This window comes from Nocardia pseudovaccinii NBRC 100343 (assembly GCF_001613225.1).
Classification (GTDB): domain Bacteria; phylum Actinomycetota; class Actinomycetes; order Mycobacteriales; family Mycobacteriaceae; genus Nocardia; species Nocardia pseudovaccinii.
Map to the genome: position 1 here is coordinate 26,713 of NZ_BDBY01000211.1, position 15,439 is coordinate 42,151.

A 15,439-nucleotide genomic window follows, 5' to 3' on the forward strand; every position below is an offset into this window, starting at 1 on the left:
ACAACTTCTGGGCGTGCCCGCCGAGTTACCCATGTACTTGCGAAATCAGTCGTCACGTTTTTTGTGCTCGCGGCGGCCCTCCTGCTCTGTCGCGAACAGGGCGGCCGTTTGCGCACGCCTGCGTCGCTGCTCCACCGGATCGGGCACCGGCACCGCGGCGACCAGTCGCCGGGTGTACTCCTGCTCCGGACGGCGCAGAATGCGATCACGATCACCCTGCTCGACCACCGCGCCGTTGCGCAGTACCACGATCCGATCGGCCAGCTGGTCGACGACCGCCAGATCGTGGCTGATGAACAGGCAGGCCCAGCCGCACTCCTGCTGCAGCTGGCCGAACAGCTCCAGCACCGCCGCCTGCACCGAGACGTCCAGCGCACTGGTCGGCTCGTCGGCCACCAGCAGGTCCGGATCGAGGACCAGCGCTCTGGCCAGGCTGGCGCGCTGTCGTTGGCCGCCGGACAGTTCGTGTGGATAGCGGCGTTCGGTGCCCGCGGGCAACTGCACGTCATCGAGGAGTTTGCGGACTCGCGCCCGGATCTCCGCCGAACTGCCCGCCTTGTGCACGATCAGCGGTTCCGCCACGCAGTCGCCGACGGTGAGCCGTGGATTCAGCGAGCTGGCCGGATCCTGGAAGACGAATCCGAAGCGGCGGCGAATCGGTCGCAGCTGCCGCTGCGACAGCTCCGCGATGTTCTGTCCGCGCACCTTCACGACCCCCGACGTCGGGCGCTGCAAGGCCGCGACGCAGCGGCCGATGGTCGACTTCCCGGAACCGGATTCACCGACCAGGCCGAGGGTTTCGCCGGGCCGAATGGACAGACTCACCTCGTCCACGGCGCGGAACGGTGGTCGGCCGAACGGTCCGGGAAACTGCACCACGAGATCGGTCACCTCGAGCACCGGCTCGCCTGCGGCGACCTCCTCGACCGCACCGTGCTCCAACTGCTCGGTGCCCAAATGCGGAACGGCCGCGAGGAGTTTGCGGGTGTACTCCTGTTTCGGCGCCGCGAACAGTTCGTCCACCGGCGCCTGCTCGACCACCTTGCCGTCGCGCATGACCACCACCCGGTCGGCGATATCGGCGACCACACCCATATTGTGCGTGATCAGCACGATGGCGCTGCCTATGCGATCGCGCAGATCACGCAGCAGTTCCAGGATTTCGGCCTGCACGGTGACATCGAGTGCGGTGGTCGGTTCGTCGGCGATGATCACCTTCGGCTCGCAGGAAATCGCGATCGCGATCATCACGCGCTGCTTCTGGCCACCGGAGAGCTGATGCGGGTAGTAGTCCACCCGATGCTCCGGATCGGGCAGGCCGACCATGCGCAGCAGTTCGATCGCCCTGGCCTTGGCGGCCTTGCGGCTCATATCGCTGTGCGCCCGCAGTGCCTCGGCGATCTGATAGCCCACCGTGAACAGCGGGTCGAGTGCGCGACCCGGCTCCTGGAAGATCATCGAAATCGCGCCGCCGCGCAGCGCGGTGAGCTGCCGCTCGCTCATCGAGGTGACCTTGTCCGCGCCGAGGGTGACCAGGCCGTCGACCCGCGCGGTATTCGGCAGCAGTCCGATCGCGGTGCGCGAGCTCACCGATTTGCCGGAGCCGGATTCCCCGACGATGGCGAGCACCTCGCCGGGGAACACCTCGTAGGAGACATCGCTGACCGCGTACACCGGACCGGCGTCGGTGGCGAAGGTGACCGACAGCGATTCGATGGACAGCGCCGGGCGTTTGGTCTCGGCGACCGCTTCCGTCATTGCGATACTCCTTCCCCTGCTGAACTGTCTTCATCTGCGGCGCTGTCACTTTCGCGCAGATCCAGTTCAGCGGCGGTGAGTTCCGTTGCGGGAACGTTCTTTTCGATGGCGGTGTCGCTGGCGACCGTCGCCGGGGCGAGGGCACGACGGGTGCGCAGCAACGGATTCAGCACCTCGTTGAGACTTTCGCCGACCAATGTCAGCCCGAGAACGACCAGAACGATGGCCGTGCCGGGGAAGATGCCCGTCCACCAAATGCCATTGGAGACATCGGAAAGCGCCTTGTTGAGGTCGTAACCCCATTCGGCGGCCTGGGTCGGTTCGATACCGAACCCGAGGAAGCCGAGCGCGGCCAGCGTGAGGATGGCATCGCCCGCGTTGAGGGTGACAATCACCGGCAGCGACTGGGTGACGTTGGCGAGGATGTGCCGGAACATGATTCGAGTGGTTGACGCACCGGTGACCCTGGCCGCGTCCACATACGGTTCGTTCTTCACCGCGACAGTCGCGTTGCGAACCACCCGAAAGTATTGCGGCACATAGATCGCCGTGATCGCGACGGCCGCTGACAGCACGCCGCCGAAGCTGCTCGACTGCCCACCGGCGACCACGATGGACACGACGATCGCGAGCAGCAGGGTCGGGAACGCGTAGATGGCGTCCATGAACAGCACGAGCACCCGGTCGAGCGCACGTCCGATATACCCGGACACCAATCCGAGCGGTACCCCGACGACCAGCGACATCACCAGCGAGATCGCGATCACGAACAGCGCGGTACGGGCGCCGAAGATCACCCGGGACAGCACATCCTCGCTGCGCACCGACGTACCGAACCAATGCTGGCCCGACGGCGGTTGCTGTGCGACGAAAGCGACTCCGTCCGAGGAGTTCTGGGCGAGCCCGTACGGTGCGATCAGCGGCGCGAAGATCGCCACGAATACGAATACCGCGACGAGGCCGAGTCCGACGATCAGCGTCACCCGCTGCAATCCGGCTGTCATGGTGAACAACCGCAATCCGGGGATCCGCCTGCGCTTCGCCGTCGTCACCGGCGGCATCACCAGTGGCTCGTTCGCCAATTCCGGAGCGGTCATCAGAACCTCACTCTCGGGTCGATCAGCGCGACGATGACATCCACCAGGAAGCTGATGACCGCGACAGCCAGCGCCAGGAACGCGACAATGCCCTGCACTGCGATGAAATCGCGTTGATGCAGGTATTCCGCGAGCTGATAACCCAGCCCCTTCCATTCGAAGGTGGTCTCGGTGAGCACCGCACCGCCGAGCAGCGTCGCGATATACATGCCCATCACCGTGATAATCGGAATCATCGCGTTGCGCACGGCATGTCGCCCCGTCACGACGCGCGCCGAAAGTCCGCGTGCGCGTGCGGCATCCACGAATTCGCTGTGCAGCGTTTGGATCAGATTGACGCGTACCAGGCGCAGGAAGATGCCCGCTGTCAGCAGACCGAGTGCGACCGCGGGCAATATCGCATGCTTCAGCACATCGATCAGATAACTGTTGTCCCCATAGAGGATTGCGTCGACCACCATGATGTTGGTCTTCGGCGAGACATGCTGCAGTTGCAGTTCGACGGGAGTGCTCGCCCGCCCGGCGACCGGCAGCCACTCCAGCTTCACCGCGAAGATCAGCTTCAGCAGCAGACCGACGAAGAACACCGGCGCCGCGTAGGCCAGGATGGCGAACAACCGCAGCCCTGCATCGGCTGCCGAATCACGGTGTGTCGCAGCGTATCTGCCGAGCGGCACGCCGACCGCGAAGGCGACCAGCAGCGCCCAGAACACCAGCTCCAGGGTGGCCGCCCCGTAGGTTGTCACCACCTCGCTGATCTGCCGATTGTCCTGGGAGTGACCGAAATCCCCGTGCATCAGCCCGGAGATGTACTCCCAATACTGGGTCAGGATCGGCCGGTTCAAACCGGCGGCCTCCTTGCGCACTTCGATCTGTTCCTGGGTCATCCGTCCGCCCATCGCGGCGCTGATCGGATCGCCGATCACCCGCATCAGGAAGAACACGACGGTGACCAGGATCCACGCCGTGGGCAGGATCAAGAACAGTCGAATCACCAAGTACCGCAACAACGCCAGCTGCCGGGAATCCCCACTCGGCTTCCCGGCCCTTGGCAGCCCGAAGCGCCGGGCCCGATCCGGTGCCTGCTTTTCAGCGGCGGCAACAGCTTCGGGCCCGGCTTCGCCCGATGGCCCGCCCGTCGCCCGACCACCGCCCCTCATCGAGTCGCTGCGCGACGCCGCATTCAACGGCTCAGCACCGTGTACCGGAACTTGAAGGACGCGTCGAGTGTGTCCGACACACCCTTGACGCTCGGATTCGACACCGCGATCTGCTTACCGGACAGCAGCGGCAGGGTCGGCAGGTAGTTCTGCGCGAGATCCTTCTGCACGTCCTCGATCAGCTCGAGACGCTTGGTCTTGTCCTGCTCGGTCGTCTCCGCGGTGAGCTGCGCGTTGATCTTCGGGTCCTCGAAGTGCGACTGCAGGAAGTTGTTGGGGCCGAAGAACGGGGTCAGGTAATCATCGGCGTCCGGGTAGTCCGGGAACCAGCCGAAGTGATAGAGCGGGTAGCCGTCACGGGCCCGTTCCTTCTGGTAGGTAACCCATTCGGTGGATTGCAGATTCACCTTGAACAGCCCGGTCGACTCCAGCTGCGATTTGATCGCCGCATACTCCTCGGAGCTGCTCGAACCGTAGTGATCGGGGTTGTACTGCAGGTTCAGCTCCACCGGTGTCGCGACGCCCGCACCGGAGAGGAACTTCGCCGCCGCATCCTTATTGGGTTTGGCCCCGTAGAGGTCCTTCAGCGGCTCGGCCGCACCCGGCATACCTTGCGGCACAAAGCCGTACGCGGGCTGATAGGTGTTCTTGTAGACGCCCTCGGCCAGCGCGGGCCGGTCGATCGATGACGCGATGGCCTTGCGCACCGCCAGCTTCTGCTCCGGGGTACCGCCCGGCATGGTGTTCAGATTGAAGACGATGTAGCGCAGCTCGCCGCCGGGCCCGTCCGCCACCTTGACCTTGCTGTCCTTGCGCAGCGATTCGATATCGGTCGGCGTGAAGGATCGGTAGGCGACATCGAGCGCACCGCTCTGCAGATCGAGCTTCATATTGTCGGAGGTCGCGTAGTACTTGGTGGAGACCTGCGATGTCTTCGGTGTGCCGAGGATGCCCTTGTAGTCCGGGAACGCCTGGTACTCGACCAGCTTGTTCTTGTCGTAGCTGGCGATCGTGTACGGGCCCGAGTAGCCCTTGGTCTTCACTACGTCCTCATCCGGCAGCACCTTGTCGGCCGGGAAGACCTTCTCGTCCACGATCGGACCGGCCTGGGTCGGCAGGATCGCGGGGAAGGTCTGGTCGTTGGCGACCTTCAATGTGAAGTTCACCGTCAGGTCGTCGGTAATCTCGGTCTTCTCGAGATTGCCCAGCAGCGAGGCGGGACCGTTCGGGTCGTTGATGCCGAGCATGCGATCGAAGGAGAACTTGACGCTCTTGGCGGTCAACGGATTCCCATTGGCGAACTTCAGCCCCGACTTCAGCTTGCAGGTGTACACCGTCGGGGAGCTGAAGTCACACTTCTCCGCCGCATCCGGCTTCGGGGTGGCATCGCCGGGCGCGAAATTCAGCAAATACGAATAGATCTGGGTTTCGACCAGCAGCGAACCGTTGTCGTAGGCGGCCGCCGGGTCGAGCGAGAAAATCTTGTCCGTGGTGCCCGCCACCAGTCCGGCCCCGTCGCCACCCCCACCGGTGCGCCCCGATCCGCATCCCGCGATCGCGGAGACGGCCAGCGCCGCCATCCCGACCGCCGCGATTCGTCGCGTCCGGTCCCCTCGCCCAGGCTTGTTCGAAACCCTCATCATCAGGCCCCACTTCTCGAGCGCGCCACGCCGCAAGTGCTGGATCACAGGACAGCGGCGGGCACGGTGAACTTCCGATATGTCGGGCACCGTACCCAGGATCCATTTCTGGGATGTTGCGTTTTCAAAGAAAAAATCACGGGCGGGTCAGCGGAGGTTGCGAATGGTGCGCGGGTGACACCGGATCACCGGACGAATGACCAGGTTCGCCCCGAGAGCGTCGCCGCCGCGTCTCGAGTAGGCCACGGCACAGCCGCGGACAGGTCGCGTCGAAAGCGGCCGGACAAGATCGAACCCCCCGGTTTTCGCCGAGGGGTTCGTGATCATCGAATTCTGTCAGGGGCGGCTCAGCGCACTCGCATTCGCGTTCTCGCTCAACAACATTGCCTCGGACTGTCCGGTGAGCATGCCCTCGAGCACGTTCTTGCCGATGGCCGCCTCGGTCGGCAGCGGGATCGGGTAATCGCCGTCGAAGCAGGCGCTGCACAGCCGCGAGCGCGGCTGCTCGGTGGCGGCGATCATGCCCTCGGTGGAGATGTAGCCGAGGGTGTCCGCGCCGATCGAACGGCGCACGGCTTCCACCATGTCGTCGTAGCTGTCATCGGCGCCCGCGCCATTGGCGATCAGCTCCGCGCGCGAGGCGAAGTCGATGCCGTAGAAGCACGGCCACTTCACCGGCGGCGAGGCGATCCGCACGTGGATCTCCACCGCGCCCGCCTCGCGCAGCATCCGGATCAACGCGCGCTGGGTGTTGCCACGCACGATGGAGTCGTCCACCACGATCAGCCGCTTACCGCGGATCACCTCGCGCAGCGGATTCAGCTTGAGTCGGATGCCGAGCTGGCGGATGGTCTGACTCGGCTGGATGAAGGTGCGCCCGACGTAGGCGTTCTTCATCAGGCCCTGCCCGTACGGCACACCCGAGCCCTGCGCGTAACCGACCGCGGCGGGGGTGCCGGACTCCGGCACCGGAATCACCAGATCGGCCTCGACCGGATGTTCCTTGGCCAGGCGACGACCGATCTCCACCCGGGTGGCGTGCACCGAGCGGCCGGAGATGGTGCTGTCGGGGCGGGCCAGATAGACGAATTCGAAGACGCAGCCCTTGGGTTCGGGATTGGCGAAGCGCATGGACCGCACGCCGTCGGCGTCGATCGCCAGCAGTTCGCCCGGCTCGATCTCCCGGACGAAGGCGGCGCCCACGATATCCAGCGCGGCGGTCTCACTGGCTACGACCCAGCCACGCTCGAGACGGCCGAGGCACAGCGGACGAACGCCGTGCGGGTCCCGCGCGGCATAGAGGGTGTGCTCGTCCATGAAGGTCAGGCAGAACGCGCCCTTCAGCGTCGGCAGCAGCTTCATCGCGGCCTGCTCGATGCTCGAATCCGCGGCGGCGTGCGCGAGCAGCGCGGTCATCACATCCGAGTCGGAGGTGGCGGTGATCGGCGCGGGGCGACCACCGGAGACCGGCGGCATACCGATCAGCCCGAGTTCGCGTGCGCGCGCGCTCAATTCGGCGGTATTGACCAGATTTCCGTTGTGGCCCAACGCAAGTCCCGAACCGACCGAGGTGGTGCGGAAGATCGGCTGCGCATTCTCCCAGGTGGTGGACCCGGTGGTGGAGTAGCGACAGTGACCGACGGCGATATGACCCGGCATCGCGGCCAGCGTCTGCTCGTCGAATACCTGGCTGACCAGGCCCAGATCCTTGAAGACCAGAATTTGTGAGCCGTCGGAGACGGCAATGCCCGCGGCTTCCTGGCCACGGTGTTGCAGCGCATACAAGCCGTAGTACGTGAGCTTGGCCACGTCCTCGCTCGGCGCCCAGACTCCGAACACACCACACTCTTCGCGTGGTTCGTTCTCGACCTGATCGGGGGTAGTTTCGACCGGCATCTCGGCGTTGGTCACCGTTTGCTCCCTGTTCGGGCGGGCTGGGGGCAATGGCCATTCTACGGGTGAACGATGCGCCGCGATCACCGCCACTGGGTAGGCACAGCAATCGCCGAGCGACGCTGCCGTTTTTCCGCAAGGCACGGTGCTACCGTGCCAAGCCGTGACGACTTCGGACAGTGCGCGCACCCGTGGGTCGGTTACCCGGTTGACCGCGCGCATGTGGCTGGTCCCGATCGCGGTATTGACACTGTTCATGGCGCTGCTGGCCACGATGTATCTGGATTACGTCGTCGATCCGGAAAAGAACCTGCACGACTTCCCGATCGCACTGGTGAACCAGGATGTCGGCGATACGGTCGGCGGGCAGCAGGTGAATTTCGGCACACAGATCACCGATGCGCTGCGGCAGGGCATTCCGGCGGACAAGGTCGATCTGCAAGTGCTCGGCATCAACGACGCCGAGCTGAAGATGCAGTCCGGTGCGGTCTACGGCACGATCCTGATCCCCAGCGATTTCAGTAAGCGCCTCGGAATTCTCGGTGTGGGCAGCGTGGTGCCCGGTGATATCCAGCGCCCGACGCTGACGCTGCAGACGAATCCGCGCACTGGTGCGTTCGTCACAAATATCGTCACGACCATCGGCACCCAGGCGCTGGCCCAGGTGAACGAGCAGGTCGGTAAGAAGCTGACCGATCAGGTGAATGCGCAGTTGACGCCGCCGAGCGGCGGGGCAGCGCCCGAGTTGACGGGTGCGACGCGGGTTGCGCTCGCGGATCCGGTGCACATCGTCATCTCGCCGTTCCGTCCGCTACCGTCCGGCACCGGACAGGGTTTGACGGCGTTCTTCTACGCGCTGCTACTTCTGCTCGCCGGACTGGTCGGCTCGATGACCATCCACACGATGATCGATGCCGCACTCGGATTCGTGCCCACCGAATACGGGCCCTGGTACGTACATTTTCCGGCCACTCCGATCTCGCGGTTCAATACGTTGCTGATCAAATGGGGTGTGATGGTGATCACCGCGAATGTCGTCGCGGGCGTATTCCTGGGTGTGGCTCGGCTGCTCGATATCCCGATCGATCATCCGCTCACGCTGTTTCTCTATAGCGCGCTGGCCATCATTGCGGTCGGGATCACCGGGTTGTCCATCCTCGCAGCGGTCGGTTCGGCGGGTTTGCTGATCAACCTGATCCTGTTCATCATTCTCGGGCTGCCCTCATCGGGCGGCACCATGCCGATCGAGGCCACGCCGAAATATCTGGGCTGGCTGGCGAAATTCGAACCGATGCACCAGGTGTTCGTCGGTGTGCGCGCAATTCTCTATTTCGACGCGAACTTCCCGGCGGGGTTGTCACGCGGGGTGTGGATGGCGACGCTCGGGCTCGCGATCGGGCTGGTGCTCGGCACCTTCATCACCCGGTACTACGACTACCGGGGCTTGCATCGGCGCGATCTGTCGCGCGGCTGAGGCGAGCCCCGTGGCGGCTGCGACCGAGTTCGCGGCATGCACCAAGATGGGTCCTGTGAATTCGTGGATCGAACACGCGCGTTATCTGGCCGATGAAGTATTCGCACCACAGGCCGACGCGGTCGACCGCACCGGCGAAATTCCCGGCACCCATTTCGACCTGCTCGCCGAGTACGGGTTCTACGGCGCGACCATGGCCGAAGATATGGATATCGCCACCTTCACCCAGGCCGGTGAGATCCTGGTCGCCGGATGTCTGACGACCACCTTCGTCTGGGCGCAGCATCTGGGGGTCGCGCGACGGATCGCCACCTCACCGAATCTCGAACTGCGCGAACGACTTACCGAGGACCTGCGGCACGGCCGGGTGCGCGCGGGTGTGAGTTACGCGGGCGCCAACGACCAACCCGGCTTGATCGCGCGTCGCGTCGACGGTGGGTATGTGCTCGACGGCACCACACCGTTCGTCACCGGGTGGGGTCTGGTGGACGTCCTCGGCGTGATGGCGCGCGATGCGGACGACGAGGGATCGCTGATCAGCGTGCTGGTGCCCGCCGAACCGGGCCCTGCGGTGCATGCCACCCCGCTCCCGCTCATCGCCGCCGACGCGAGCAAGACCGTGACGCTCACCTTCGACGGCGTCCAGGTGCCCGATTCCGCTGTGGACAACCGGCTTTCGCTGCGCAGCTTCAACGCTTCCTTCATCCTGGCCGCCTGGCGCAACGGCGCGATCGCTCTCGGCATCGTGCGGCGCTGCCTCGGCGAACTCAAACGGCTCGGCATCGACACCACCGCTTCGTCCGCCGAAGCCGCCCGCATCCGAACCGAACTCGACGATGCGCTCACCGGCCAGTCGGATGTCTACCTGGCCCGCGCCCGTGCCTCCGAACTCGCGGTCCGCATGGCCACCGCCCTGGTGACCGCAGTCGGCAGCGCGGCCGTCACCCGCGGCAACCTCGCCGAACGCTCTGTCCGCGAGGCCACCTTCACCCTGGTCTTCGGGTCCCGTCCGGCCATCAAAGCAGCCCTGCTCGACCGCCTCACCCGGCCGGACCATATGGTTGCCTGACCTGCTAGCCGACACTCGCGCCCGCATCATCGGACTCGGATTGTTCGCCGAGGCGCATGGCGTACACGCGATCCAGGAAGTCGCGGTGCGCGCGCAACGTGGAGTCGAGTAGTTCGCGCCAGGTTCTCCGATCGATACGATGGTCGCTGGCCAGGGACGACAGCGAAGCGGGCCGAAGCTTATCGATGTGGTCGACGATGAAGGTGAGCCGACGGCGCGGGAATTGCTCACCGATGCGCGGATTCTCATTGAGAAAGGTGTCGAGCGCGTAGAGATAGTTGATGGCGCGGTTGTACTCCTCATCGGTGAGGTGGTAATCCATCCGCTTGATTTCGACGATCCACAACTCGCCCGCATCGTGCAGGAGCACGAAATCCGGCTCCCGCTTCTCGCTGCCGATTGCGGTGGTCACCAGTGCCTTGCCGAATTTCTGCTTGTACCACCGTTCGAAGCTGGCACGGACCCGCTTCAACGATTCGTTCATGCCCAGTGGTGTCCACTCGGGTGCCAGCAGCCAGGGCGCCCGTTCGATCAACTCCTGGAAGGGACGCTCGAGTGACCGACGGTCATCGACGAGGCTCTGCAGTCGATCGACCACGGCCACCCGCTCGGAGGCGATCTGGCCGAGGGAATACACCTCGGCCACCCGCGCGGTTTCGAAGAGGGCGACAACGACATCGAGCCGGTTATCGGTGTCCTCGGCGACTTCCTTCAGCGTTTCCAACAGGCTGCGCTGCGGGCCGAGCGAAAGGGCCAGGCGCACAATGCTGTCGATATGGCTCGGATCCTCCAGCGCGGCACGATCCTTGTTGTTCACCAGGATCCGCGCGGCATCCATTACCGACTTGCGGAACATCCGATCCTGCGGCGCGATCGACTGCAGGGTCACCAGAATGCCCGACTTTTCGACGAACTCCTCCCACACCCGGCGTTTGACCGAACTCTCACCCAGCCGCCCGAGTTCGCGCACGAGATTGCGGCCCCAGACCGAAAGTGCCTCACCGCGTTCGGAATTCCAGATGATGTCCTGGCGGTCCGAGCGGACCAGGTCTTCCTCGTCGTCCAACCAGTTCACATGCACCGCGCCGACCAGGTAGGAACGCAACTTGAATTCGCCGGTGAAGCCCGCCGGAATGCCGAAGTCGCGGGTCTGTGCGACCAGTTTGCCGCGCGCGTAGATCCGGACACCGGCCATGGCCTCGTCGCGATAGGGCTGTTTGGAATAGGCCGCCCAGCCGGTCACCGGCAGGAAGCGGTCGCCGATCCACACCGGCCGCTTCGCGACATCGATCCTGGTCTCCTCCATGACATCGACGGGCAGATCGCGCAGCACGAACTTCTGCGGTGCGCCGCGTTCGGCAATGCTGTTGTGCACCTCCACCTGCCAGTCGGCACGCTCCAGACCGAAGCGTGCCGCCAGTTGCCGACTCAGTTCGGGACCGGAACCGACGCGCTTGCGCAGGAAGTCGCGCAGGATGACCGTGGTACCCCGCTCGGTGCTGAAGGTGCCGTCCTGCGGTCCAGGTCGGGGGTGGTAGTCGCGTTCGGTATCGGAGAGCATCTCGTCGAGATTCATCACGATATTCGCTACCGGCCAACCCTTTTCGGTGCGTTCGGCATCGGTTCCGCCGACCGACACCACCTCGATGGTCCGGCAGATCCCGAACGGCGCGAGTTTGCCGATGCCCTTACGACCCATCACCGGTCGTTCCAGGCGTCGCGACAGATCGGTGCCGACCCGCACCCGGCGATCCGAGCCGACCATCAGATAGTGCGCGTTGATTTCCGCCGAAGTCATGCCATGTCCGTTGTCGCGCACCATAATTCGATGCGGCTCATGTTCGGCGGCATGGATGGTGCCCGCGAGCGTCACACCCCAGGGCAGCGAGACCTCGACCCTGGTGGCATCAGCGTCGTAGGAGTTGGCGATGAGTTCGGCGAGCACCGCGGAGACACGGTCGTAGAGCCGGATGCCGAGCTTGTCGATCGTCAGGCGGCTGATCCGCATCGTGTACTTGTGCGAATGGTCGTCGAGTTCGGTGATCGTGTCCATGGTGGCCCCCATTTACCCGAGCGGTTAGCTGTGCGTCCGCTAGCGCCAATCCTCGTCCGCATGGTTGTCGAGGGACTGAACTTTCGAACACCAGTTCATAACGGGCGGTACGGTTCTCGCTGCTGCCCGATCACGATCGTTATTCCGCGGTGGGGCGGGCGATGGGGAGCCAATGGGCGACTTCGGCGGCTCGGCTGCCGGAGGCGGCCACGGAGCCGTTCGCCACTGCGGTCTCGAAATCGAGCAGGCCGGTGGCGAGTAGGAGCCAGGTGCGCGGGTCGGTTTCGACGACATTCGGTGGTGTGCCCCTGGTGTGCCGTGGACCCTCGATGCACTGCACGGCCACGAAAGGTGGGACGCGGACCTCGACCGAGTGGCCGGGTGCGGAGGCGGCGAGGGTACGGACGGTGGTGCGGACCGCGGCCGCGAGTTCGGGCCGGGCGGGGGCGGGCGTCGAGTCGTCGCGCAGCCAAGTGCTGACTGCTTCGACCGCCGCTCGCATTTTCGCCGGATCCACCATTCCTCGTCCTGCCACGGTGCCGAGATTACTGCTGGGCTCCGACAACACTGGTGGAGCGGTCGGTTGGAACCCGGTCCCGCACCTGTAGCGCATTCAGTCGGCAGCCGCGCTGGCCGGTGGGTGGTGAAGGCGCGCCGATCACCTGTTGCGAACAGAAGCCGAGGCCGAGCGGGCAGCTGCTCCGGGGGAACACGCCGAGGCCGGAGTCAGCTCCCCCGAACACAAGCCGACACCCGAGTCAACTCCCCCGAGCAGCAGTCGAGGCGAACCGGGCGGCGATTCGCGGTGCAAGCGCACCCCCGGCGTTCACGGCGAAGTGCAGCAGAGCGGGGGCCGTGGCGCTGTCGGTGCGGCGGCGCAGCAGGTCGAACAGGAGGCCACCGGCTGCGGTCGCGGCGATCGATGCGGGAACGCTGTCACTTGCGGCGCGCGCGGGATAGATGTGCCAGAGGCCGAAGGTGGCTGCTCCGATCAACGCACCGCCGCGTGGCCCGAAAAACTTGTCCAGCAGCGGGTTCAATGTTGCCCGGAAGATGAGTTCCTCGCTGTAGACCGTACCGATCGGGATATGTACCGCGACCCACTCACCGAGCGGGACATCCGGAGCCCGGTCGCTGAACCCACCCATACGACCGCGCAGCGCCGGAATGGCAACGGCCACACCATAACCGGCGGCGACCACGCCCGCCGAGGCGAGTCCGTAACCGAGCCCCCGCGCGGACAACCAGTTCGGACGGCCGCGAAATGCCAGCGCGTAACCGGTCGCGAACCCGGCATTGGCAGCGGTGCGACCGCGCAGATCCAGTTTCGAGCGCGGCAACAGCCAATTGCTCCAGGCCAACGGAACACCAACGGCGACCGCTGTTTTCGCAACGCGCCCGATAAAAGTCATTTGATCTCGCGCTCGTAGTCCTCGGCAGCCTCGATCTGGGCCCGGATCTTGTCGGACTGTTCCACGGTCCAATCCGGCGGTGCGGCAACGGCGATCCAGCCGTCCAATACCAGACTGCCGTACCGGTGCCCATGCCCGTCTGCGACGCCCTGTGCATTGGACAGATCACAGGTGACCTGCCAGAACGTGACGAACGGCCACCAACGCATCTGCGATGACACATCGGAGCCGCGCGGTTCGGAGAGCCAATCCGGTTGGGAGAAAATCAGATCCGAGGACCACCACACGATCGGGTCGGAGGCGTGCTGCAGATAGGCGATGCGCGGGGCCCGCCATTCGGTGGTCGGACGCGCGAGATCAGCACTGTCGGAGGCGAATCGGACCACAAGGCCGTCGGCGTACACCGGTTCGACCTCGCGCGATCCGGGATCGCGTCGCGATACGAACTGCTCCCACAGTCGATTCGAATTCGGCGGTCCGACCCACAGCGCACCGTCGACCTTGGAGCGCAGATCTGCGAGTCCTTCGAAAGCCGCCTCCGAGCCCTGCGAGCCCAGGCTCTCGCCGTACACGAGCAGCTTCGGCCGGGCCCCCTCGGGTCGCGCCGACCAATGCTGGTAGACCGCCTCGAACAGCTGCCTACCCGCATCCGATGCCTTGCCGCGGTCCGCGAGGAAGGACAGCACGCTGGGCAGATACGAATACTGCGAGGCCACGATGGCGGAATCGCCGCCGTACATGTACTCGATTGCCCCGGCCGCCATGGAATTCACCCATCCGGTGCCGGTCGTGGTGACAACGACCAGCACCTTCCGGTCGAACGCGCCGGTGCGCTCCAGTTCGGAGACCGCGAGCTCGGCCCGCGCATCACCGCTCGGCGCCGACTCCAGCCCCACATACGCGCGGATCGGCTCGCGCGCGGGCTTACCGGTGATCGAGGTGATCCGGGCCGCGGAGGGACCGTGCGAGACGAACCAGCGGCCCTCGAATCCGAGCGAGTCCCATTTCGCCAGCGAGGCCGGACTGCCCGATCGCTCGGGCTGCACCGGTTGGACCGCATTCGGCGAAGTGTGATCGTTCTGCACGCTGAATGCGGAGTTGGCTACCGCGAAGAAGGCGCGTGAGGCGACGCCGTTGAACAGCGTGACGGTCAGCACCACCAGAACCAGGAATCCGGCCGACGGCGCCAGTTCGCGCGGCACCCGTACCCAGCGGTTGAGCTGGCGAGCCAGGAAACGAATGATCTCGCGCAGCGTCCGATACGCCGCGACCACCCCGGTCCCCACGGCGATACTGAGCAATCCGGTGCGCAGATACGCGGGGGTCGTGGTGCCCTCCATACCCATCAGCGCGGTGATCTCACGTTGCCAGCGGGCCGACTGCACCAGCATGAACGCCGCCGTGACGGCGGCGGTCAACAGGATCGCCGATTTCACCGCATAGCGCACCCAAGTCGGCGGCGGTGCGATCCGGTCGCGCAGCAGCTCGGCCAGCCGCGGCCGGATCCAAAGCCGGAACAGCCACTCCAACAGGCAGCCGAGCCCGTAGCCGAGCGCGGCATTGATGCCGCTGATCAGGCCCTGGAAGAGCCAGTCGCGCGGTACCAGCGACGGCGTCACCGAGAGTGCGAAGAAGATCGTCGCGAAGACCAGCCCGACATAGTTCAGATCGATGATGTCCTCGGCACGGCGCACCACTACGACGCCGCGCGCACGCAGCTTCGTCAGGGTGGTCGTGGTTTCGAGCATCGGTCAGCGCGACGGCGCGATGCCCGGGTTGTCGGTGGGATCGGGCACGGGCGGCGACGTCAACGGGTCCGCAGCGATCATCACTCGAACAGTATGCTGTATCTGATTGCAGCGCCTTCGGCGCTGCGTGTTCGC

At 65.2% G+C, this 15,439-nt stretch carries 11 protein-coding genes; 2 read left to right on the forward strand and 9 right to left on the reverse strand.

The features are described 5' to 3' along the window. Nucleotides 1-45: 45 nt before the first annotated feature. The 5 genes from NP3_RS27305 to purF form a co-directional block, all read right to left on the reverse strand. Nucleotides 46-1,758 (reverse strand): ABC transporter ATP-binding protein, encoded by a 1,713-nt coding sequence (locus NP3_RS27305; protein WP_063044471.1) that lies wholly within the window; start codon nt 1,756-1,758, stop codon nt 46-48. After that, nucleotides 1,755-2,819, reverse strand: coding sequence for an ABC transporter permease (locus tag NP3_RS27310; protein ID WP_084509043.1), 1,065 nt, complete (start codon nt 2,817-2,819; stop codon nt 1,755-1,757). The genes NP3_RS27305 and NP3_RS27310 overlap by 4 nt, the downstream gene beginning before the upstream one ends. 35 nt (nt 2,820-2,854) lie before the next feature. After that, nucleotides 2,855-4,015 (reverse strand): ABC transporter permease, encoded by a 1,161-nt coding sequence (locus tag NP3_RS27315; protein WP_084509045.1) that lies wholly within the window; start codon nt 4,013-4,015, stop codon nt 2,855-2,857. A 23-nt stretch (nt 4,016-4,038) separates the two neighbouring features. Further along, entirely contained in the window at nt 4,039-5,595 is a 1,557-nt protein-coding gene (locus tag NP3_RS27320) for an ABC transporter substrate-binding protein (protein WP_063044472.1), read from the reverse strand. Nucleotides 5,596-5,991: 396 nt separating this feature from the next. Next, a complete protein-coding gene (gene purF, locus NP3_RS27325) occupies nt 5,992-7,551 on the reverse strand; it encodes an amidophosphoribosyltransferase (RefSeq protein ID WP_063044481.1) in 1,560 nt (519 codons plus the stop codon). 217 nt (nt 7,552-7,768) lie between these two features. On the opposite strand from purF, the gene NP3_RS27330 reads away from it, so the two are divergent. Together NP3_RS27330 and NP3_RS27335 are read left to right on the forward strand one after the other, a co-directional pair. Beyond that, nucleotides 7,769-9,022 carry a YhgE/Pip domain-containing protein gene (locus NP3_RS27330; RefSeq protein WP_063044473.1) on the forward strand — a complete coding sequence of 418 codons (1,254 nt, stop codon included), beginning with the start codon at nt 7,769-7,771 and terminating at the stop codon, nt 9,020-9,022. Between the two features lie 55 nt (nt 9,023-9,077). Then, nucleotides 9,078-10,091: an acyl-CoA dehydrogenase family protein gene (locus NP3_RS27335; protein WP_063044482.1), complete on the forward strand. Its 1,014-nt coding sequence runs from the start codon at nt 9,078-9,080 to the stop codon at nt 10,089-10,091. A 4-nt stretch (nt 10,092-10,095) separates the two neighbouring features. Here NP3_RS27335 and NP3_RS27340 read toward each other — a convergent pair whose 3' ends face one another. The 4 genes from NP3_RS27340 to NP3_RS27355 all read right to left on the reverse strand — a co-directional run bounded on the left by NP3_RS27340 (nt 10,096) and on the right by NP3_RS27355 (nt 15,304). Then, the gene (locus NP3_RS27340) at nt 10,096-12,144 is read right to left on the reverse strand and encodes an ATP-binding protein (protein ID WP_063044474.1); all 2,049 of its coding nucleotides are present in this window, start codon (nt 12,142-12,144) and stop codon (nt 10,096-10,098) included. A 139-nt stretch (nt 12,145-12,283) separates the two neighbouring features. Continuing rightward, on the reverse strand, nt 12,284-12,664 hold the full coding sequence (locus tag NP3_RS27345; RefSeq protein ID WP_063044475.1) for a sterol carrier family protein: 381 nt from the start codon (nt 12,662-12,664) through the stop codon (nt 12,284-12,286). Nucleotides 12,665-12,902: 238 nt separating this feature from the next. Next, complete coding sequence (locus NP3_RS27350) at nt 12,903-13,556, reverse strand: CPBP family intramembrane glutamic endopeptidase (protein WP_063044476.1); 654 nt, start codon at nt 13,554-13,556, stop codon at nt 12,903-12,905. Further along, entirely contained in the window at nt 13,553-15,304 is a 1,752-nt protein-coding gene (locus tag NP3_RS27355) for an alpha/beta hydrolase (RefSeq protein ID WP_063044477.1), read from the reverse strand. The genes NP3_RS27350 and NP3_RS27355 overlap by 4 nt, the downstream gene beginning before the upstream one ends. Between the last annotated feature and the right edge of the window lie 135 nt (nt 15,305-15,439).

Excerpts from the sequence above, each read along its gene's own strand:
- purF (WP_063044481.1), bottom strand. The coding sequence starts at position 7,551 with ATGCCGGTCGAAACTACCCCCGATCAGGTCGAGAACGAACCACGCGAA.
- NP3_RS27310 (WP_084509043.1), bottom strand. The coding sequence starts at position 2,819 with ATGCCGCCGGTGACGACGGCGAAGCGCAGGCGGATCCCCGGATTGCGG.
- NP3_RS27315 (WP_084509045.1), bottom strand. The coding sequence starts at position 4,015 with ATGAGGGGCGGTGGTCGGGCGACGGGCGGGCCATCGGGCGAAGCCGGG.
- NP3_RS27340 (WP_063044474.1), bottom strand. The coding sequence starts at position 12,144 with ATGGACACGATCACCGAACTCGACGACCATTCGCACAAGTACACGATG.
- NP3_RS27350 (WP_063044476.1), bottom strand. The coding sequence starts at position 13,556 with ATGACTTTTATCGGGCGCGTTGCGAAAACAGCGGTCGCCGTTGGTGTT.
- NP3_RS27320 (WP_063044472.1), bottom strand. The coding sequence starts at position 5,595 with ATGGCGGCGCTGGCCGTCTCCGCGATCGCGGGATGCGGATCGGGGCGC.
- NP3_RS27330 (WP_063044473.1), top strand. The coding sequence starts at position 7,769 with ATGTGGCTGGTCCCGATCGCGGTATTGACACTGTTCATGGCGCTGCTG.
- NP3_RS27355 (WP_063044477.1), bottom strand. The coding sequence starts at position 15,304 with ATGCTCGAAACCACGACCACCCTGACGAAGCTGCGTGCGCGCGGCGTC.
- NP3_RS27305 (WP_063044471.1), bottom strand. The coding sequence starts at position 1,758 with ATGACGGAAGCGGTCGCCGAGACCAAACGCCCGGCGCTGTCCATCGAA.
- NP3_RS27345 (WP_063044475.1), bottom strand. The coding sequence starts at position 12,664 with ATGGTGGATCCGGCGAAAATGCGAGCGGCGGTCGAAGCAGTCAGCACT.